Source organism: Pararhodobacter sp., from assembly GCF_034676545.1.
Taxonomy (GTDB): domain Bacteria; phylum Pseudomonadota; class Alphaproteobacteria; order Rhodobacterales; family Rhodobacteraceae; genus Pararhodobacter.
Window position 1 is genome coordinate 1359279 of the sequence record NZ_JAUCBZ010000015.1, and the last position, 16794, is coordinate 1376072.

Consider the following 16794-nt stretch of genomic DNA (forward strand, 5'->3'; position numbering starts at 1 on the left):
CGCGCTTGCGCGGCGCAAGTCGCTAAGGCCTGGCGGTGTCGGTTTTGAACAACCGCTCCAGTACGGCCAGCCCCTCGTCCAGCCGGGCGCGATCCTGGGGTGAGAGAGGCGCGAGCAGAGCATTGGTCGCGGCCTCCATCTCGGGCTGGATTTTTGCCAGCGCGCGTTTGCCTTTGAGGGTCAGGGTCGTGTGGGCGATGCGGCGGTCTTTGGGGTCGGTGCTGCGTTTGATCCAGCCACGGGTTTCCAAAGCCGCCAAAGCGCGCGATACTTTGGTTTTATGCGCCGGAACCCGGGTGCAGAGATCGCTGGCGGTAAGCGAGGGGGCTTCCGCGAGGTTGACCAGAACCCGCCACTCGGACCGGGTCAGCCCATGCCGCTTGCGATAGATGTCGCGGGTGTTTCCCGAGGTCAATTCGGCGAGAAGGTTTAGGCGATATGGAAGATAGTTGTGCAAAAACATATAGGTAACACTATGCATTGATAGTTACATTTTCAACTAATAATCTGCGCCATATGATTCGAACAGTCCTTTGATGAAAAGAGAGACCCGCATGAGCAAGACCTTCGCCTCGGCCGGAGACATGGAAGAAAAAACCATCAGCTTCACGCAAGTCGGTGAGGGGCTCTATGCTTTCACCGCCGAGGGAGACCCCAACAGCGGCGTCATCATCGGCGACGAGTTGGTGATGGTGATCGAAGCGCAAGCCACACCGCGGCTGGCGCGCAAGGTCGTGGAATGCATCCGCACCGTGACCGACAAGCCGATCAGCCATCTGGTGCTGACGCATTATCATGCGGTGCGCGTGCTGGGCGCCAGCGCCTATGGCGCGCCGGAAATCATCATGTCCGACACCGCGCGCGCGATGGTGGTCGAGCGTGGGCAGGAAGACTGGGACAGCGAATTCGGCCGCTTCCCGCGCCTGTTCATGGGCCACGAGGAAATCCCCGGCCTGACCTGGCCGACCACCACGTTCAGTGACCGCATGACGGTCTATCTGGGCAAGCGCCGGGTGGATATCATGCATCTGGGCCGCGCCCACACCGCCGGCGACGCCGTGGTCTGGGTGCCCGATGCCGAGGTGATGTTCACCGGCGATATCGTGGAATATCACAGCGCCTGCTATTGCGGCGACGGGCATTTCGAGGATTGGGGCGACACGCTGGCCGAGATCGCCAACTTCAACCCGGTGGCCATTGCGCCGGGCCGCGGTGATGCGCTGATCGGCGAGGAGATGGTCGAGGCGGCGTTGGCCAGTACCTTTGATTTCGTCGACAGCACCTATCGTCCGGTGCAGCGCGTGGCCGCGCGCGGTGGGTCGTTGAAAGAGGCCTGGGACGCGGTGCGCGCGGAATGTGATCCGAAATTCAAGGACTTCGCCATCTACGAGCATTGCCTGCCGTTCAACGTGGCGCGCGCCTATGACGAAGCCCGCGGCATCGACACCCCCCGCATCTGGACCGCCGAGCGCGATCAGCAGATGTGGGCAGACCTGCAAGGATAAGCGCCATGACGATGCAGGAACGGTATCCGCTGGCGTATAAAAGCTACCCCTACGCCAAATCGCCGGATCAAGACGCGGCTGCGGCGGTTCGTCACCCGGTCGTGGTGGTCGGCGGTGGCCCGGTCGGCATGGCCGCGGCGCTGGATCTGGCGCTCAAGGGAACACGGGTTCTGGTGCTGGATGACCATGAGGGCATCGGCATGGGCTCGCGGGCGATTTGTTTTGCGAAACGTCCGCTGGAAATTCTGGATCGCCTCGGCTGCGGCGATCCGGTTGCGCAAAAGGGGGTCGTGTGGAACCTTGGCAAGGTGTTCCACGGCGAAAAACAGGTGTTTGAATTCAACCTGTTGCCGGAAAAAGGCCACAAATACCCGGCCTTCGTGAACCTGCAACAGCCGTATTTCGAGAAATTCATCCTCGACCATGTGCGGGCCTTGCAGGCGCAGGGGTTGCCGCTGGAAATTCGCGGCAAGAACCGCGTGGATGCGGTCACGCAGGACGCCGATGGCGTGACGCTGACGGTGATGACCCCGGACGGCCCCTATGAGGTCGCGGCGGATTGGGTGATCGCCTGCGACGGGGCCTCGTCGCCGATGCGCGAGATGCTGGGCCTGGGGTTCGAGGGCGAGGTGTTCAAGGACAGTTTCCTGATCGCCGATGTACGCATGAAGGCCGATTTCCCGACCGAGCGCTGGTTCTGGTTCGATCCGCCCTCGGGTGCGGGGGCGTCGCAATTGCTGCACAAACAACCCGATGACGTCTGGCGGATCGACTTCCAGATCGGCTGGGACGTGGACCGCAAGGAAGAGATGAAAGAGGCCAACGTCCGCCGCCGCGTGGCGCAGATGATCGGCGCGGATGTGGAATTCGATCTGGTGTGGTCGTCGATCTATACGTTCCAGTGCCGCCGGATGGTCAAGTTCCATGAGGGCCGGGTGATCTTTGCCGGCGACGCGGCGCATCAGGTGTCGCCGTTTGGCGCACGAGGGGCAAACTCGGGGTTGCAGGACACCGACAATCTGGCGTGGAAGCTGAAACTGGTGATGGATGGCATCGCGCCCGTCGCCTTGCTGGATACCTATGACGAAGAACGGATCTATGGTGCCAAGGAGAATATCCTGAACTCTACCCGGGCGACGGATTTCATCACGCCGAAATCCGAAATCAGCCATATTTTCCGCAACGCAGTGCTGGATCTGGCCGAAACCCACGCCTTTGCGCGGCCTTTCGTAAACTCGGGCCGTCTGTCGGTGCCGTGCACCTATGACGGCTCAAAGCTGAACTCTGCCGATGCGCTGCCTGACGGCCCGGCGCGCACGCGGCCCGGCTCGGCGTGCCCGGATGCACCCTTGGGTGACGGGTATCTGCTGAATGCCCTGGGCTCGGCGCAGGACACCGGGTTCCAGCTTCTGGCGATTGATGTCGAAACCCCCGCCGACTTTTCGGCGCATGGCGTCGCGTGCCGCGTGGTGACGGTGACGGCGGCGGACAACCCGATGCTGCGCGATCGCTATCTGGGTGCGGCCAAAGGGGCGGTGTATCTGATCCGCCCGGATCAACATGTCGCCGCCCGCTGGAGCGCATGGGACGAGGCGGCGACCAAGGCCGCGCTTGGCCGGGCTATCGGAAAGGAGCTGTGATCATGGCAAAGCTGAACACCACGCCCAACGTGGCCCGCGCCGATGACGTCTATGAGATGCTGATCGACGCGCATGAAGGCAAGACCAAGCCCGAATCCGATGCGTTCAACGCACGGCTGATCATCACCTTGATCAACCATATCGGGGATGCCGACATCATCGCCGAGGCTCTGGCCGTCGCCGAGGGATGAGGCGCGGGGCGCGCGGTGCGCCCCCCCCATTTCCCGGCTGTTGCGATTGCGCGCACCCTTTCATACCCGCGCGCCCGGCAAAGGGCGCGAGGGTAGCCTCGCCGAATGCGTTCACCGACGTCTCGAACCCCGCGCGATGGGCATCACCCGCATGGTCCGGCTGAGGGTGGGTCGCCGGGGTCGATACCCCACCTGCACGGTGCGTCACGTCGCATTTGCGCTGCGACGTCGTGTCCATGGACTAACCATCGGACTCGTGGTTGAAGCCCATCAGAAGCCGCCGAGTCCGATCATGTCTACACGCAAGCATCTCCCTTTGGTCTATTCCTGCTCCGGCTGCTCCAGCGCGGCGCAAATGGCAAACCATCTCGCGATCGGGCTGGATCGGCGCGGATTGGCCGAAATGTCCTGTATCGCGGGCGTGGGCGGCGATGTGCCAAAGCTGGTGCGTCTCGCCAAGTCCGGCCGCCGCATCATCGGGATCGACGGTTGCGCGCTCGCGTGCGTTCGTAGCTGCCTCGCCCGCCACGGCGTCGAGCCGTCGGAATACCACCTTTTGTCCGATCATGGTGTGCGAAAGCGCTATCAGACCGATTTTGACACCGACGAGGCCGAACGGGTGCTGGCGAAAATGGCCGCCGCTCTGGAGTCAGAGGCCACGGTACACGGGTGACCTGCCGGGCAGGTGCGCTCTGATGCGGCAAGCGTTTCACGCCTGACTGCGTTTGGAAGGGCCGCCAAGGGCCAGCTGAGGTTGTGCGCGACTGGCCGTTCTACCGCCGTCCGCCGATCGGGACTCAGCCAACACAGGACTGGCAAACAGGTTGACTGGGTCTGAAGTCGGGGATTCCCCCCGCCGGTGATGTCCACAGGCCGGATGCCATCCCGCGTTTCCGCGCCTGACGACCAGACCAAAGATGATTCCCGGCAGCGTGTCGAAACAGCCCGCGGCGCGCCGGACCGCGACTACAGTCACGTCATGCGACGGCGACAACGGCTTTCGCGACAGTGACCAGATTTCACGATGAAATATGGTGCTGTGAGAGAGGATTGAACTCTCGACCTCACCCTTACCAAGGGTGTGCTCTACCACTGAGCTACCACAGCACTGCTACGGGCGGCTGATTAGCCTCTAAGTGAGCGGGGCGCAAGCCCTCACTGGACGCTTTTTTCGCCCTGCGGTAAGACCGTCGGCATGACACAGGACAAACCGACGACCAGACCGACTTCCGAATCGCCAGAGACCACCGCACGGCGGGTGCAATCGGTGACCGGCACCAAGGGTGACAGCACGCGCGAGGCGCGGATCAAATCCGCACTCAAGGCCAATATTGCAAAGCGAAAAGCGCAAGCCAAGGCGCGTGAAACGGATGAGGGACACAATGACTGATGCACGGTTTGAAGATGGCGCCGAGCGCCCATTGCGGCTGATTGCGCGCGATGCCGACGATCTCAGGGTCCTGTCGGCGCTGGTGCAGGATTCGGTGCTGACTGGGGCTGATTTTCAGTATCAGCGGGCGCGGCGGCGGTTTTCGGTGCTGCTCAACCGGTTTCGTTGGGAAGATCAGGCGCAGGCCAAGGCTGCCGGGCGGCGAGTCGAGCGGGTGCGGAGTGTGCTGGATTTCTCGGACGTGACGGCCGTTGCGCATCAGGGGCTGGAGCGGGATGGCGAGACGATTCTGTCGCTGTTGTCCATCGCGTATGTCCCGCAGGTCGAGGTGGGTGCGGATGAGCCGGCGGGGCCTGGCCGGGTTGTCCTGACCTTTGCCGGGGATGGGGCCTTGGCGCTGAGCGTCGAGTGTCTCGAGGTCGAATTGAGCGATGTCACGCGGCCCTACGCCGCGCCTTCGGGCAAGACCCCGTCGCATGGCGACTGACCGGGCGCCGCGTTGACCCGGCGGCGCCGAGGCTCTATCTGACAGCGCGACAAGGAGCCCAAGATGCCGCATTTTCTCGACGCTGCCGACGCTGATTTCTCGACCCGATTCGACGCCCTTTTGGGGCTCAAGCGCGAAGACAGCCCCGATGTGGATGCCACCGTTGCCGCGATCATCGCGGACGTGCGCACGCGCGGCGATGCGGCGGTGATCGAGCTGACCTCGAAATTCGACGGGTTGGACCTGACGCCGGAGACTCTGGCGTTTTCCGAGGCCGAGATTGACGCCGCCTGCGCGCAGGTTCCCGAGGCCGAGCGGGCGGCGTTGGCGCTGGCGGCCGATCGCATCAGGGCCTATCACGAGCGTCAGCGACCCGAGGATGCGCGCTGGACCGATGCCACGGGCGCGTCGCTGGGGTGGCGCTGGACGCCCGTGTCGGCAGCGGGGTTGTATGTGCCCGGCGGGTTGGCGAGTTACCCGTCCTCGGTGCTGATGAATGCCATTCCGGCGCAGGTGGCGGGTGTTGAACGCCTGGTGATCTGCGCGCCGACGCCGGGCGGCACGGTGAACCCGCTGGTGCTGCTGGCCGCGCGGCTGTCGGGGGTGGAAACCGTCTACCGGATCGGCGGCGCGCAGGCGATTGCGGCGATGGCCTATGGCACGCAAACCCTTGCGCCGGTGGACAAGGTGACCGGGCCGGGCAACGCCTATGTTGCGGCGGCCAAGCGGCGGGTGTTTGGCAAGGTCGGCATCGACATGATCGCCGGACCCAGCGAGATTCTGGTGATCGGCGATGGCACGGGCGACCCGGATTGGATTGCCCTCGACCTGCTGTCACAGGCCGAGCATGACCACAGCGCGCAGTCGATCCTGATCACCACCTCGCAGGCCGAGGCGGATGCGGTAAGCGCCGCGGTGGATCGGCAATTGTCGGTGTTGGAGCGTCGCGAGATTGCCGGGGCAAGTTGGCGCGACAATGGGATCGTGATTGTCGCCCGCGATCTGGATCAGGCGGCGGCCCTGTCGGACCGTTTCGCGCCGGAGCACCTGGAACTTTGTGTCGATGACCCCGAGGCCCTACTGGCGAAAGTGACCCACGCGGGTGCGATCTTTTTGGGGCATTGGACGCCCGAGGCAATCGGCGATTACGTCGGCGGGCCGAATCATGTGTTGCCGACGGCGCGCTCGGCGCGGTTTTCCTCGGGGCTGAATGTGCTCGATTTCATGAAGCGCACGACGCTTGCGCGCATGACGCCCGAATCGCTGCGCGCGATTGGCCCGGCGGCGGAAACCCTGGCGATGTCGGAAAGCTTGCAGGCCCACGGGTTGAGCGTGCGGGCGCGGTTGGACCGATTGAACGATTGACGGGTTTCGACCGACACAGGGAAACGGGGTCATTGCCCTGCATGTGTTGTGTCAAGCACCCAGAGGTTGCTCATGCGAACCCTGACGTCCGCCCTTGCCCTGACCGGCGCGCTGCTGGCGCCGGCCCTTGTGTCGAACCCCGCAAACGCGCTGCTGCCCGAACCCCAATGCGAGGTGGTTCTGGATACCGGCGCACTGGTCTCGTTTCCCTGGCCCAACGGCAACAGCGTGATCGTCTGGCCCAACCTCTATGTCGGGTCGCTGGTGACCTATGACTGGCTGGGTGATGACGGAACCTTGCACGGTGTCATGCAGCATTGCACCTCGGACAGCACGCTGACCTGGTCGATGCCGCTGGACACCGCCTCGCCTGTGATGCTGCGCGTCGAGCAGATGCTGACATCCGCGCAGACCTTTACTTTCGCCGAAGTGGCGCAGGAATTGCAGGGGTTGGGCGCGCGCGCCCGGATCGCGCGTTCTGGACCCGGGCGCTGTGCCTGTGCGTTTTACGGCCGCTGATCAGCCGACGACGTTGAACCCCGGTCCATAGGGGTAATGGGTGATGTTCTCGTTGCCGTTTTCGTGGATCACCAGAATGTCGTGCTCGCGGTAGCCACCGCCCCCCGGTTGCCCCTCGGGGATGGTCAGCATTGGTTCCATCGAGATCACCATGCCGGGTTCCAGCACCGTGTCGATGTCTTCGCGCAGTTCCAGCCCGGCTTCGCGGCCATAGAAATGGCTGAGCACACCGAAGGAGTGGCCATAGCCGAAGGTGCGGTATTGCAGCAGGTCACGTTCTTCGAAGAACGCGTTGATCTTGGCGGTGATCTGCGCGCAGGTCGCGCCCGGTTGCAACAAGCTGATGCCGTATTCATGGGCGGCGACGTTGGCTTCCCAGATTTTCAGCGAGACGGGATCGACCTCGCGCACAAAAAGCGTGCGCTCCAGAGCCGTGTAATAGGCCGAGATCATCGGGAAGGTGTTGAGCGAGAGGATGTCGCCGACGGCAAGTTTTCGCGAAGTGACGGGGTTATGCGCGCCGTCGGTGTTGATGCCGGATTGGAACCAGACCCAGGTGTCGCGATATTCGGCATCCGGGAATCGGCGGGCGATCTCGCGCTCCATTGCGTCGCGCCCGGCCATGGCGATGTCGATTTCGCGGGCGCCGACGGCGATGGCCTCGCGGATCGCGTAGCCGCCAACGTCGGCGGTGTTGGCGCCAGCCCGGATCAGGGCGATTTCGGCGGGGGATTTGTGCATCCGTTGCAGCATCGTCGCATTGGACATATCGACGCGGCTCGATGGGTTCAGGAAGGCATCAAGCTTGCCCGATTGCAGCAGCGAGATGTGATCGCCCTCGAAGCCGATGACTTTGCCCTCGCCGGTTACCGAGTGGATTGCGCGCCAGTAATTGTCGCGCGCCCAGTCGGTATAGGTGATGTTGTCGCCATGCGAACGGCGCCACGGCTGGCCGGCGTCGATCCCGGCGCTGATGGTCACGCTTTCGGTGGCGGTGACGACCAGACCATAGGGGCGGCCAAAGCTGCAATACAGAAAGCCCGAATAATAGGCGATGTTGTGCATGGACGTGAAAACACAGGCGTCAACGCCGAGATCGGCCATTGTGGCGCGCAGCGTCGAAAGGCGCGCGTCATATTCGGATACGGCGAACGGCAGAACACGCTCGCCTTGGTGGAGACGGTAAAAGCTGGGACGTTGTGTCATCGTGAGACCTCTGAAACGGGGTCACACTGGCCGGACCCCAAAAAAGATCCTGGCGTTCCGGAGAACGGCGGCTTTGGGCCGCGAGCGTCGGGGTTTCCGAGTGGCGACGCCATCGCCACGGGCTCTGCAACGGCTGATAAGGCTTGCGTTGATTCGCTGCAAGAGGTCCGTGGTGAAATCTGACAAGCGCCTTGATCCCGCTTGGGCAGTCAGGCATCAACACCCCTGAACGAGTGAAGGCCTTCCGTCATGAATCGCATCTGTCATATCGAAATCGACGACACCGGGTTGCCGTCGCCGTCACCCGAAATGGAGCAGGAGCGCCGCGTCGCCGTGTTCGATCTGCTCGAGGAGAACAGCTTTGCGCTGCCGGAACGGGACGGCAAGGCGATTCCGCCCGGGCCGTATCGCTTGATGATGACGATTCGCGAACGTCGGCTGGTGGTGGATATCAGTCAGGAGAACGGCGAAAAGGTTGCCGAGTTTCACCTGTCGCTGGGTCCGTTCCGGCAGGTTACCAAGGATTACGACCAGATTTGCACCAGCTATTTCGACGCCGTGAAACGACTGCCGCCCAGCCAGATCGAAGCCATCGACATGGCGCGGCGCGGCATTCACAACGAGGGTGCCAGCATCTTGCAGGAACGGCTGGAGGGGAAGGCCGAGATTGATGTGGATACTGCACGGCGGTTGTTCACGCTGATCAGCGTCCTCAATCGCGGGGAGTAAGCTTGAGCAAGGCGTTACCTCAGTCTGTGCTGTTTTGCTGCGACCATAACTCGGTGCGGTCCCCGATGGCTGAAGGGTTGATGAAAAAGCTGTACGGTCAACACTGCTATGTGCAATCCGCCGGAGTACACAGCGACCTTGATATTGACGGGTTCGCGATTTCGGTCAGTGCCGAAATGGGGGTTGAGCTGTCGCGGCACCGGGCGCGCAGTTTTGGTGAAATGATCGAATGGGGTGATGATCTTGCGAGCTTTGATCTGATCGTCGCGTTGACTCCTGCCAGCCAGCGCGCGGCGCAGGAATTGACGCGCTTTGCCCATATCGACGTGGAATACTGGCCGATCATGGACCCCTCGGGATTGGGTGAAACGCGGGAGACCAAAATGCAGGCCTACCGCCAGACCCGCGATCAGATCGTCAAGCGCATGATCGACCGGTTCGGCCCCCCGCGAACCGAGCCCGACGACTGAGAGCGTTGCTCTTGTCGCGGCGTTTCCTGCATCCAACGAGTTGGAGAAAACCATGAGCAGACACACAGCCCAAGCCGCAATCCGGGCCTATTACGAGGCGTTCAACGCCGGAGATCTGGCGGCGATGCAGGCCACGTTGCACGATGACTTCGCGCATCATGTGAACGAGGGGGCACTGCGGCTGGGCAAGCAGGCCTTTGCCGACTTCTGTCAACACATGAGCGAAACCTATCGCGAGACGCTGACGGATCTGGTGGTGTTTGGCAGTGACGATGGCACGCGCGGCGCGGCGGAGTTCACCGTCAATGGCACCTATCTGAAAACCGATCCCGGGCTGCCCGAGGCGCACGGGCAGAGCTATGTCCTGCCAGCGGGTGGATTTTTCACGTTGAAAGACGGGAAAATCACGCGGGTGACGACCTATTACAACCTGCAAGAATGGATCAGACAGGTTTCCGCATGAGGGTTGAGGCGCTGACCGGGGCGCAACTGGAGGCGGCGCTGGACGACGTGGCGTCGCTGCGGATCGCGGTGTTTCGCGATTGGCCGTATCTCTATGACGGCGATCTGGACTATGAGCGCGCCTATTTGCAGCCCTACCGCAACAACCCGCGCGCCATTGTCGTCGGCGCTTTTGACGGCGCGCGATTGATCGGCGCCGCCACCGGCACCCCGCTGGAGGATCACGCCGAGGAATTCGCGCACGCCTTTGCGCCCACCGGGATGGACCTGTCCGAAATTTTCTACTGCGCCGAGTCGGTGCTGCTGCCCGAGGGGCGCGGGCAGGGCATCGGGCACCGGTTCTTTGACCTGCGCGAGGCGCACGCCAAGGCTTTGGGGTGCCGCTCGGTGGCGTTTTGCGCGGTTCAGCGGCCCGATGATCACCCGGCACGGCCCGCAGCCTATCGCCCGCTCGATGCGTTCTGGCGCGGGCGTGGGTATCAACCCTTGCCGGGCGTGACGGCCCTGCTATCGTGGCGCGATCTGGGCGAGGATCAGGACACGCCCAAACCTTTGCAATTCTGGATGCGAACCCTATGACCGATACCGTGATCATCGCTGCCGCCGCCTATCCGCTGGACTGGTTCGACAGTTTCGAGGCCTATGCCGCCAAGATCACCCGCTGGGTTTGCGATGCGGCAGGGCAGGGGGCCACTCTGCTGGTGTTCCCCGAATACGGCGCGATGGAACTGGCCAGCCTGGGCGGCGCGGCGGTGGCGGCCGATCTGGAGGGGGCCTTGTCCGAGGTCGCGCGTCACCAGCCACGGGTGGATGCGCTGCTATCAGCTCTGGCCGCCGAACATGGCGTTTATATCCTCGGTGCCTCGGGCCCGGTGTTTGTCGGCAATCGCCCGGTGAATCGTGCGATGTTTTATGGCCCTGAGGGCATGATCGGGTTTCAAGATAAAATGATCATGACCCGGTTCGAGCGCGAAGAATGGTTCGTGGTGCCCGGTGCCGAGGGCCTGTGCGTGTTTGACACGCCAATCGGCCGCCTTGGCGTGGTGATCTGCTATGACAGCGAATTTCCGTTGCTGTCGCGCGCCTTGGTCGAGGCCGGGGTCGAAATCCTGCTGGTGCCCAGCACCACCGAAACCGAGGCCGGGTTCACCCGAGTCCGGGTGGGTTCGATGGCGCGGGCGCTGGAAAATCAATGTGTTGTGGTTCATGCACCCTTGGTCGGCGAGGCGAAATGGTGCGTCGGCGTCGAGGAAAACAACGGGCGCGCCTCGATTTACGGGCCGCCGGATCGCGGTTGGCCGGCGAATGGCATTCTCGCGGAGGGGGGCTTCAATCAGCCCGGATGGGTGTTTGCCAGCGTGTCCCGCGCGCAGATTGCCCAGACCCGCGCCGATGGTGTCGTCCTGAACATGACGCATTGGGCCGAGCAGGCGGATCGGCTGTCAACACCTGTGAAGGTCATAGCACAAGTTAAACCTTGATATTTCCCAAGCGAAGGCGCATTTAGTGCTCGCCCGCAGTTTGGCGGGTGAATAACTATTGGAGTGACCATGGCCAAGGAAGAACTGCTCGAATTTCCAGGCGTCGTACGGGAACTCCTGCCGAATGCGACGTTCCGGGTCGAGTTGGAAAATGGCCATGAGATCATCGCCCATACGGCAGGAAAAATGCGCAAGAACCGGATCCGCGTTCTGGCGGGCGACAAAGTGCAAGTTGAAATGACGCCTTACGATCTGACCAAGGGCCGGATCAATTATCGCTTCAAGTGATGCGGTTGATCTTGGGCTCGGCCAGTCCGCGCCGGCTGGAATTGCTGGCGCAGATTGGCATTGTGCCCGATGCGGTGCGCCCCGCTGACATAGACGAAACCCCCTTCAAGGCCGAGTTGCCGCGCCCCTATTGCGCGCGCATGGCGCTGGAAAAGGCGCAGGCGGTCGTGGCCGAGGCGCATGAGCTGGTGCTCTGCGCCGATACCACCGTGGCGCTTGGGCGTCGTATTCTGGGCAAACCCGCGGATGCGACCGAGGCGGCGCAGTTCCTGACCCTGCTGGGCGGTCGCCGTCATTCGGTGATCACCGCCATTGCGCTGAAGCTCGGCGACCGGGTCTGGACGCGCGACGTCGTCACCGCCGTCAAGATGAAGCGTCTGTCGGATGATGAGTTGAACGGCTACCTGCACAGCGATGAGTGGCGGGGCAAGGCGGGCGGCTATGGCATTCAGGGCCGCGCCGGGGCGTTCATTCCGTGGATCTCGGGCTCGTTCAGCGCGGTTGTCGGCCTGCCGTTGGCGGAAACGGCGAATGTGTTGAACGCGGCGGGGTATCGCGCATGAAGGGCAGTGTGATTGCGCTGGGCCATATCAAGGGCCGCGAGGTTGCCGCGTTGCTGCGCGACGGCGTTCTGCAAGATCTGGCGCTGGAGGCCGAGGGGCTGGCACCCGGCTGCCTTTTGCGCGGCACGGTGGGTCGCCCGGTCAAGGGCATGGGCGGCGTGTTCGTCGACCTGCCGGACGGGGAACGTGGTTTCCTGAAGCAACCCAAGGGCCTTGCGCCCGGGCAGAGCATTCTGGTGCAGGTCGCCGGAACCGCCGAGCCGGGCAAGGCGACGCCGCTGACCCTGCGCCTGTTGTTCAAGAGCCGCTATGCGATTGTCACGCCGGGTTCACCGGGCTTGAATGTCTCGCGCGCGATCCGCGACACCGAGACCCGCGCCGAGCTTGAGGCATTGGCCGCGACGGGCATGGCAGGGGCGGGCGATGACATCGGCCTGATCCTGCGCTCGGCCTGCGACGCGGCGGACATCGACGAGATCACCGACGATATCGTCGAGATGCGCGCCCTGGCCGAGGCCGTGCTGGCCGATGTGAGCGGCGCGCCGGAACTGCTGGTCGATGCCCCCGGCCCGCATGAATTGGCGTGGCGCGACTGGGGCGATGTCGATGAGGTGGACACCAGCGACGAGGCTCTGGATCACTCGGGCGCGCTGGACCAGATCGAGGCCCTGGCGCAGCCTCTGGTGTTGCTTGAGGGCGGCGCGTCCATGGTCATCGAGGCCACGCGCGCGTTGATCGCCGTCGATGTGAACACCGGCAACGACACGTCACCGGCGGCGGGCCTCAAGGCCAGTCTGGCCGCCGCCCGCGACCTGCCGCGCCAATTGCGGCTGCGCGGCTTGGGTGGCATCGTGGTGGTCGATCTGGCCCCCTGCCCAAAGCGCGACCGTCATGTGGTCGAGCAGGCCCTTGGTAAAGCGTTCCGCGCCGATCCGGGCGAGGTCAATCTGGCGGGCTGGACGCCCTTGGGCAATTTTGAACTGACGCGCAAACGGGATCGCGTGCCGCTGGCCGCGTGGTTGAGCGCATGAGTGCGGCGAAATGCCCACAATGCGGCAAACCCATGGTGCCCGACTACCGCCCGTTTTGCTCGAAACGCTGTGCGGATGTGGATCTGGCGCGCTGGTTGCGCGGTGATTATGTCATTCCGGGGCCAGACGGCGAGATTGATGATCAAGCACCGCCAAACCCGGATGATGGCCTGAACGGGCACTGACATCCCTTGCGCTGCGGCGCTGGGTCTGATGAGTTGCGGCAACCTCTGACTCTTCGTCCCGACGACGCTGACCCTGCGCCCCGATGGGGTCACGGCGCGGCGCGGCCATGCTCGGAAAGCACGCCATGATACGCCTCGCCGAATTTCTGCGGTTCAACGCGCGCTGGTTGGGAACCGGGACGCTGTTGGTGTTTCTGTCCAGCTTTGGGCAAACCTTTTTCATCTCGATCTTCGCGGGCGCGATCCGCGAGGATTTTGCCCTGTCGCATGGCGAATGGGGCGGGCTTTATGCCTTGGCGACCACCGCCTCGGCCGCCGTCATGGTGTTCGCCGGAGGGTTGACCGACCAGTTGCGGGTGCGCGTGTTGGGGCCTTTGGTGATCCTGGGGTTGGCGGTTGCTGCGTTGATGATGTCGCAGGTCACCGTGGTCTGGGCGCTGGGCGTGACGGTGTTCTTGCTGCGGCTGTTCGGGCAGGGCCTGATGAGCCACACCGCGATGGTGGCCATTGCGCGCTGGTTTACCGCGACGCGTGGCAAGGCGGTTGGCATCACCGGACTGGGGTTTGCCTTGGGCGAGGCCCTTCTGCCGATCACCTTCGTGGCGCTCTTGGGCGTCACGGCATGGCGCAACCTGTGGATCGGCGCGGCTGTCGTGCTGCTCATCCTGGCGCCGGTGGTCTTTGTCCTGATGCGACAGGAGCGCACGCCACAGAGCTTTGCCGCCAGCGAGGGCAACACCGGCATGGGGGGGCGGAACTGGACGCGCGCCAACGTTCTGCGCTCGCCGGTTTTCTGGCTGATGATCCCCGCCGTGATGGGGCCAGCCGCTTGGAATACCTCGTTCTTTTTTCATCAGGTCCACCTGGCTGAGGTCAAGGGCTGGAGTCACGCGGCTCTGGTTGGTATGTTCCCGCTGTTCACCGTCACCGGGGTCGTTTTCCTGCAAATTGCCGGCTGGATGGTCGATAAATTCGGCAGTGCCCGGTTGATGCCATTTTACCTGCTGCCCTCGGCGGCGGGCTTCGTGGTATTCGCCCTGGCCGCGACGCCGCTGCAAGGGGCGCTGGGAATGCTGCTGATGGGGGCCTCGGTGGGGATGAACGCGACCATGAGCTCGACCCTGTGGGCCGAGGCGTTCGGCACGCGCCACATCGGGTCGATCCGTGCGATGATGGCCGCCGTCATGGTGCTGGGCTCGGCGATTGGTCCCGGCCTGACGGGAGCGTTGATTGATGCGGGTCTCGATTATGCCCAACAAGGCTGGGGCGTCGCGGCGTATTTTCTGGGCGCGTCGGTGTTGGCCGGGGTCGCAGCACGGGCGCTGACGCGGGAATAACCCTGCGTCGGCCTTTTTATCCGGTTCAATGATCCCTATTCTCTGAGTGACAGTGATGAAGGATCCCCTCATGCGTATTCTCGTTTTCAATGCAGGCAGTTCCAGCCTGAAATTCGGTGTTTTCGACACGAATGACGACACAACGCGGGTGTTCAAAGGGGGATTCGAGCGGTTTCGGGACGGGGGCTGCGCCTTCAACCTGGAAGCCGGCGCGCGCCACGAGCAGGGCACGGCCCCCTATGCGGACCTCGCCGCTGCGACCGCCGCCGTGCCCGAGGTCCTGGCCGCATGGGGTATCACCGGGCTGGAGGCCATTGGGCACCGGATCGTGCATGGTGGCCCCGAATTTGCCGACCCGACGGTGCTGGATGATGTGACCCTGGCCAAGATCGAGGCGCTGACGCCACTGGCCCCGCTGCACAACCCCGCCAACCTGGAGGCGGTGCGTGTGGCGCGCCAAGTCTGGCCCGATTTGCCACAAATCGGCGTCTTTGACACCGCCTTTCACCTGACCAACCCGACCCGCGTGACCACCTATGCCGTGCCGCAAACCTGGCGCGATGCGGGTCTGCGGCGCTATGGCTTCCACGGCACCTCGCATAAATATGTCGCGGAACGCGGCGCACAAGCCTTGCAGCAACCCTTGGAGGACCTGCGGCTGATCTCGGTTCATCTTGGCAACGGCGCCAGCGTCTGCGCGATCAACCTGGGCCAGAGCCTCGAGTCGTCGATGGGTCTGACGCCGCTGGAGGGGCTGGTGATGGGCACCCGCTCGGGCGATGTGGACCCCGGCGCCTTCGGGTATTTGCAGCGGCAACTGGGCCTGAGCATCGACCAGATCGAACACAGCCTGTACCATGACAGCGGCCTGAAGGGGCTGACCGGCAGTTCCGACATGCGTGATGTCGAAGACCGCGCGGCGGCCGGTGACGCGGCGGCGCAACTGGCGATCAACCTCTATGCCTACCGGGTGCGCAAATATATCGGCGCGTATGCGGCGGCGATGGGGGGGCTGGATGGTGTGATCTTCACGGGCGGCATTGGCGAGAATTCCGCCAGTATGCGACGCCGGATTTGCGATGGCTTGCAGTTCATGGGGCTGCGGCTGGACAATGATCGCAACATGGCGGTGCAGCTGGACAACCACGCGGCACCGCAAATTCAGGCCTATGGGTCGCGCATCGCGGTGATCGTCACGGAAACAGCCGAGCAATTGCAGATCGCGCGCGAGGTTGCGCGGCATCTGGCAAAACCGGCCCCGGCCTTGCGTCCGATCCCGATTGCGGTGTCGGGCCGCCATGTGCATCTGAGCGCCGACAGTCTGGCGGCCCTGTTCGGCCCCGGCTACACGCTTACCGAAGGGCGCGCATTGCGACAGCCGGGCAATTGGGCTGCCAAGGAACGGCTGACGTTGATCGGCCCCAAGGGGTCGATCGAGAATGTTGCAATCCTCGGCCCGCTGCGCTCGCAAACCCAGATCGAGGTTTCGCGCACCGACAGTTTTGAACTGGGCATCGACGTGCCGGTGCGGGACTCTGGCAAGCTGGATGGCACGCCGACGATCAGGCTGGTCGGGCCTGCCGGGCAAATCGACACCGACGGGCTGATCGTCGCCGCCCGGCACATCCATATCAACCCGACCGACGCCGATGCGATGGGGTTGCAGGACCATCAGGTTGTGAGTGTCCGTGTGGGCGAGGGGGAGCGCGCGCTGACCTTTGCGCGGGTTCTGGTCCGGGTGCAGCCGACGGCCTTCACCGAAATGCACATCGACACCGACGAGGCCAATGCCGCCGGAATCGGCCCCGGTTTCGAAGGGCGGATCAGTCATGGTGTCACGGCGCTGGTTGGCACCTGACGGCACGAGGCGCGAACGTCATCCCCCAAGGCGGCGCGCGAACCGCCCGTTGCTCTTGGCGGGTGGGGCTTGTATGGTGCACGGCCT

At 63.7% G+C, this 16794-nt stretch carries 21 protein-coding genes and 1 tRNA gene; 19 read left to right on the forward strand and 3 right to left on the reverse strand.

Going from position 1 to position 16794, the window contains the following annotated elements; genetic code table 11:
- Nucleotides 1–22 precede the first annotated feature (22 nt).
- Nucleotides 23–481 carry a MarR family transcriptional regulator gene (locus tag VDQ28_RS10055; RefSeq protein ID WP_323035816.1) on the reverse strand — a complete coding sequence of 153 codons (459 nt, stop codon included), beginning with the start codon at nucleotides 479–481 and terminating at the stop codon, nucleotides 23–25.
- A 73-nt stretch (nucleotides 482–554) separates the two neighbouring features.
- Here VDQ28_RS10055 and VDQ28_RS10060 point away from each other — a divergent pair, with 73 nt between their 5' ends.
- The 4 genes from VDQ28_RS10060 (at nucleotide 555) to VDQ28_RS10075 (ending at nucleotide 4009) form a co-directional block, all read left to right on the forward strand.
- Nucleotides 555–1505 (forward strand): MBL fold metallo-hydrolase, encoded by a 951-nt coding sequence (locus VDQ28_RS10060; RefSeq protein ID WP_323035817.1) that lies wholly within the window; start codon nucleotides 555–557, stop codon nucleotides 1503–1505.
- A gap of 5 nt (nucleotides 1506–1510) precedes the next feature.
- Nucleotides 1511–3145: an FAD-dependent oxidoreductase gene (locus VDQ28_RS10065; protein ID WP_323035818.1), complete on the forward strand. Its 1635-nt coding sequence runs from the start codon at nucleotides 1511–1513 to the stop codon at nucleotides 3143–3145.
- Nucleotides 3146–3147: 2 nt separating this feature from the next.
- On the forward strand, nucleotides 3148–3336 hold the full coding sequence (locus VDQ28_RS10070) for a DUF2783 domain-containing protein (RefSeq protein ID WP_323035819.1): 189 nt from the start codon (nucleotides 3148–3150) through the stop codon (nucleotides 3334–3336).
- 292 nt (nucleotides 3337–3628) lie between these two features.
- A complete protein-coding gene (locus VDQ28_RS10075) occupies nucleotides 3629–4009 on the forward strand; it encodes a putative zinc-binding protein (protein ID WP_323035820.1) in 381 nt (126 codons plus the stop codon).
- Between the two features lie 359 nt (nucleotides 4010–4368).
- Here the strand turns inward: VDQ28_RS10075 and VDQ28_RS10080 are convergent.
- Nucleotides 4369–4443 (reverse strand) — tRNA-Thr (locus tag VDQ28_RS10080).
- An 88-nt stretch (nucleotides 4444–4531) separates the two neighbouring features.
- Between VDQ28_RS10080 and VDQ28_RS10085 the strand changes: the two genes are divergently transcribed.
- The 4 genes from VDQ28_RS10085 to VDQ28_RS10100 all read left to right on the forward strand — a co-directional run bounded on the left by VDQ28_RS10085 (nucleotide 4532) and on the right by VDQ28_RS10100 (nucleotide 7097).
- Nucleotides 4532–4726 carry a hypothetical protein gene (locus VDQ28_RS10085; protein WP_323038189.1) on the forward strand — a complete coding sequence of 65 codons (195 nt, stop codon included), beginning with the start codon at nucleotides 4532–4534 and terminating at the stop codon, nucleotides 4724–4726.
- Entirely contained in the window at nucleotides 4719–5213 is a 495-nt protein-coding gene (locus VDQ28_RS10090; protein ID WP_323035821.1) for a DUF2948 family protein, read from the forward strand. The genes VDQ28_RS10085 and VDQ28_RS10090 overlap by 8 nt, the downstream gene beginning before the upstream one ends.
- 63 nt (nucleotides 5214–5276) lie before the next feature.
- Nucleotides 5277–6578 carry a histidinol dehydrogenase gene (hisD, locus tag VDQ28_RS10095; RefSeq protein ID WP_323035822.1) on the forward strand — a complete coding sequence of 434 codons (1302 nt, stop codon included), beginning with the start codon at nucleotides 5277–5279 and terminating at the stop codon, nucleotides 6576–6578.
- A gap of 72 nt (nucleotides 6579–6650) precedes the next feature.
- Nucleotides 6651–7097 (forward strand): hypothetical protein, encoded by a 447-nt coding sequence (locus VDQ28_RS10100; protein WP_323035823.1) that lies wholly within the window; start codon nucleotides 6651–6653, stop codon nucleotides 7095–7097.
- On the opposite strand, the gene VDQ28_RS10105 is transcribed toward VDQ28_RS10100, so the two are convergent.
- The gene (locus VDQ28_RS10105) at nucleotides 7098–8303 is read right to left on the reverse strand and encodes an aminopeptidase P family protein (RefSeq protein ID WP_323035824.1); all 1206 of its coding nucleotides are present in this window, start codon (nucleotides 8301–8303) and stop codon (nucleotides 7098–7100) included.
- Nucleotides 8304–8552: 249 nt separating this feature from the next.
- Between VDQ28_RS10105 and VDQ28_RS10110 the strand changes: the two genes are divergently transcribed.
- The 11 genes from VDQ28_RS10110 to VDQ28_RS10160 all read left to right on the forward strand — a co-directional run bounded on the left by VDQ28_RS10110 (nucleotide 8553) and on the right by VDQ28_RS10160 (nucleotide 16707).
- A complete protein-coding gene (locus VDQ28_RS10110; RefSeq protein WP_323035825.1) occupies nucleotides 8553–9032 on the forward strand; it encodes a UPF0262 family protein in 480 nt (159 codons plus the stop codon).
- A gap of 65 nt (nucleotides 9033–9097) precedes the next feature.
- A complete protein-coding gene (locus VDQ28_RS10115) occupies nucleotides 9098–9502 on the forward strand; it encodes a low molecular weight phosphatase family protein (RefSeq protein WP_416349364.1) in 405 nt (134 codons plus the stop codon).
- Between the two features lie 52 nt (nucleotides 9503–9554).
- Nucleotides 9555–9965 carry a ketosteroid isomerase-related protein gene (locus tag VDQ28_RS10120; protein ID WP_323035827.1) on the forward strand — a complete coding sequence of 137 codons (411 nt, stop codon included), beginning with the start codon at nucleotides 9555–9557 and terminating at the stop codon, nucleotides 9963–9965.
- Nucleotides 9962–10543 (forward strand): GNAT family N-acetyltransferase, encoded by a 582-nt coding sequence (locus VDQ28_RS10125; protein WP_323035828.1) that lies wholly within the window; start codon nucleotides 9962–9964, stop codon nucleotides 10541–10543. Before VDQ28_RS10120 ends, VDQ28_RS10125 begins: the two co-directional genes overlap by 4 nt.
- Nucleotides 10540–11445, forward strand: a complete 906-nt coding sequence (locus tag VDQ28_RS10130; RefSeq protein WP_416349365.1) for a carbon-nitrogen hydrolase family protein — start codon at nucleotides 10540–10542, stop codon at nucleotides 11443–11445. The genes VDQ28_RS10125 and VDQ28_RS10130 overlap by 4 nt, the downstream gene beginning before the upstream one ends.
- A gap of 69 nt (nucleotides 11446–11514) precedes the next feature.
- Nucleotides 11515–11733, forward strand: coding sequence for a translation initiation factor IF-1 (infA, locus tag VDQ28_RS10135; RefSeq protein WP_089270552.1), 219 nt, complete (start codon nucleotides 11515–11517; stop codon nucleotides 11731–11733).
- Nucleotides 11733–12296, forward strand: a complete 564-nt coding sequence (locus VDQ28_RS10140; RefSeq protein ID WP_323035829.1) for a nucleoside triphosphate pyrophosphatase — start codon at nucleotides 11733–11735, stop codon at nucleotides 12294–12296. Before infA ends, VDQ28_RS10140 begins: the two co-directional genes overlap by 1 nt.
- Nucleotides 12293–13327 (forward strand): ribonuclease E/G, encoded by a 1035-nt coding sequence (locus VDQ28_RS10145; RefSeq protein ID WP_323035830.1) that lies wholly within the window; start codon nucleotides 12293–12295, stop codon nucleotides 13325–13327. Before VDQ28_RS10140 ends, VDQ28_RS10145 begins: the two co-directional genes overlap by 4 nt.
- Nucleotides 13324–13512 (forward strand): DNA gyrase inhibitor YacG, encoded by a 189-nt coding sequence (locus VDQ28_RS10150; protein WP_323035831.1) that lies wholly within the window; start codon nucleotides 13324–13326, stop codon nucleotides 13510–13512. The genes VDQ28_RS10145 and VDQ28_RS10150 overlap by 4 nt, the downstream gene beginning before the upstream one ends.
- A gap of 125 nt (nucleotides 13513–13637) precedes the next feature.
- Complete coding sequence (locus tag VDQ28_RS10155; RefSeq protein WP_323035832.1) at nucleotides 13638–14849, forward strand: MFS transporter; 1212 nt, start codon at nucleotides 13638–13640, stop codon at nucleotides 14847–14849.
- Nucleotides 14850–14919: 70 nt separating this feature from the next.
- A complete protein-coding gene (locus tag VDQ28_RS10160) occupies nucleotides 14920–16707 on the forward strand; it encodes an acetate/propionate family kinase (RefSeq protein ID WP_323035833.1) in 1788 nt (595 codons plus the stop codon).
- Nucleotides 16708–16794: the final 87 nt, after the last annotated feature.

Coding starts and splice junctions, on each gene's coding strand:
- hisD (WP_323035822.1), top strand. CDS start 5,277: ATGCCGCATTTTCTCGACGCTGCCGACGCTGATTTCTCGACCCGATTC.
- VDQ28_RS10075 (WP_323035820.1), top strand. CDS start 3,629: ATGTCTACACGCAAGCATCTCCCTTTGGTCTATTCCTGCTCCGGCTGC.
- VDQ28_RS10105 (WP_323035824.1), bottom strand. CDS start 8,303: ATGACACAACGTCCCAGCTTTTACCGTCTCCACCAAGGCGAGCGTGTT.
- VDQ28_RS10150 (WP_323035831.1), top strand. CDS start 13,324: ATGAGTGCGGCGAAATGCCCACAATGCGGCAAACCCATGGTGCCCGAC.
- VDQ28_RS10140 (WP_323035829.1), top strand. CDS start 11,733: ATGCGGTTGATCTTGGGCTCGGCCAGTCCGCGCCGGCTGGAATTGCTG.
- VDQ28_RS10055 (WP_323035816.1), bottom strand. CDS start 481: ATGCATAGTGTTACCTATATGTTTTTGCACAACTATCTTCCATATCGC.
- VDQ28_RS10070 (WP_323035819.1), top strand. CDS start 3,148: ATGGCAAAGCTGAACACCACGCCCAACGTGGCCCGCGCCGATGACGTC.
- VDQ28_RS10160 (WP_323035833.1), top strand. CDS start 14,920: ATGCGTATTCTCGTTTTCAATGCAGGCAGTTCCAGCCTGAAATTCGGT.
- VDQ28_RS10090 (WP_323035821.1), top strand. CDS start 4,719: ATGACTGATGCACGGTTTGAAGATGGCGCCGAGCGCCCATTGCGGCTG.
- VDQ28_RS10110 (WP_323035825.1), top strand. CDS start 8,553: ATGAATCGCATCTGTCATATCGAAATCGACGACACCGGGTTGCCGTCG.
- VDQ28_RS10060 (WP_323035817.1), top strand. CDS start 555: ATGAGCAAGACCTTCGCCTCGGCCGGAGACATGGAAGAAAAAACCATC.
- infA (WP_089270552.1), top strand. CDS start 11,515: ATGGCCAAGGAAGAACTGCTCGAATTTCCAGGCGTCGTACGGGAACTC.
- VDQ28_RS10155 (WP_323035832.1), top strand. CDS start 13,638: ATGATACGCCTCGCCGAATTTCTGCGGTTCAACGCGCGCTGGTTGGGA.
- VDQ28_RS10115 (WP_416349364.1), top strand. CDS start 9,098: ATGGCTGAAGGGTTGATGAAAAAGCTGTACGGTCAACACTGCTATGTG.
- VDQ28_RS10120 (WP_323035827.1), top strand. CDS start 9,555: ATGAGCAGACACACAGCCCAAGCCGCAATCCGGGCCTATTACGAGGCG.
- VDQ28_RS10130 (WP_416349365.1), top strand. CDS start 10,540: ATGACCGATACCGTGATCATCGCTGCCGCCGCCTATCCGCTGGACTGG.
- VDQ28_RS10125 (WP_323035828.1), top strand. CDS start 9,962: ATGAGGGTTGAGGCGCTGACCGGGGCGCAACTGGAGGCGGCGCTGGAC.
- VDQ28_RS10065 (WP_323035818.1), top strand. CDS start 1,511: ATGACGATGCAGGAACGGTATCCGCTGGCGTATAAAAGCTACCCCTAC.
- VDQ28_RS10145 (WP_323035830.1), top strand. CDS start 12,293: ATGAAGGGCAGTGTGATTGCGCTGGGCCATATCAAGGGCCGCGAGGTT.
- VDQ28_RS10100 (WP_323035823.1), top strand. CDS start 6,651: ATGCGAACCCTGACGTCCGCCCTTGCCCTGACCGGCGCGCTGCTGGCG.
- VDQ28_RS10085 (WP_323038189.1), top strand. CDS start 4,532: ATGACACAGGACAAACCGACGACCAGACCGACTTCCGAATCGCCAGAG.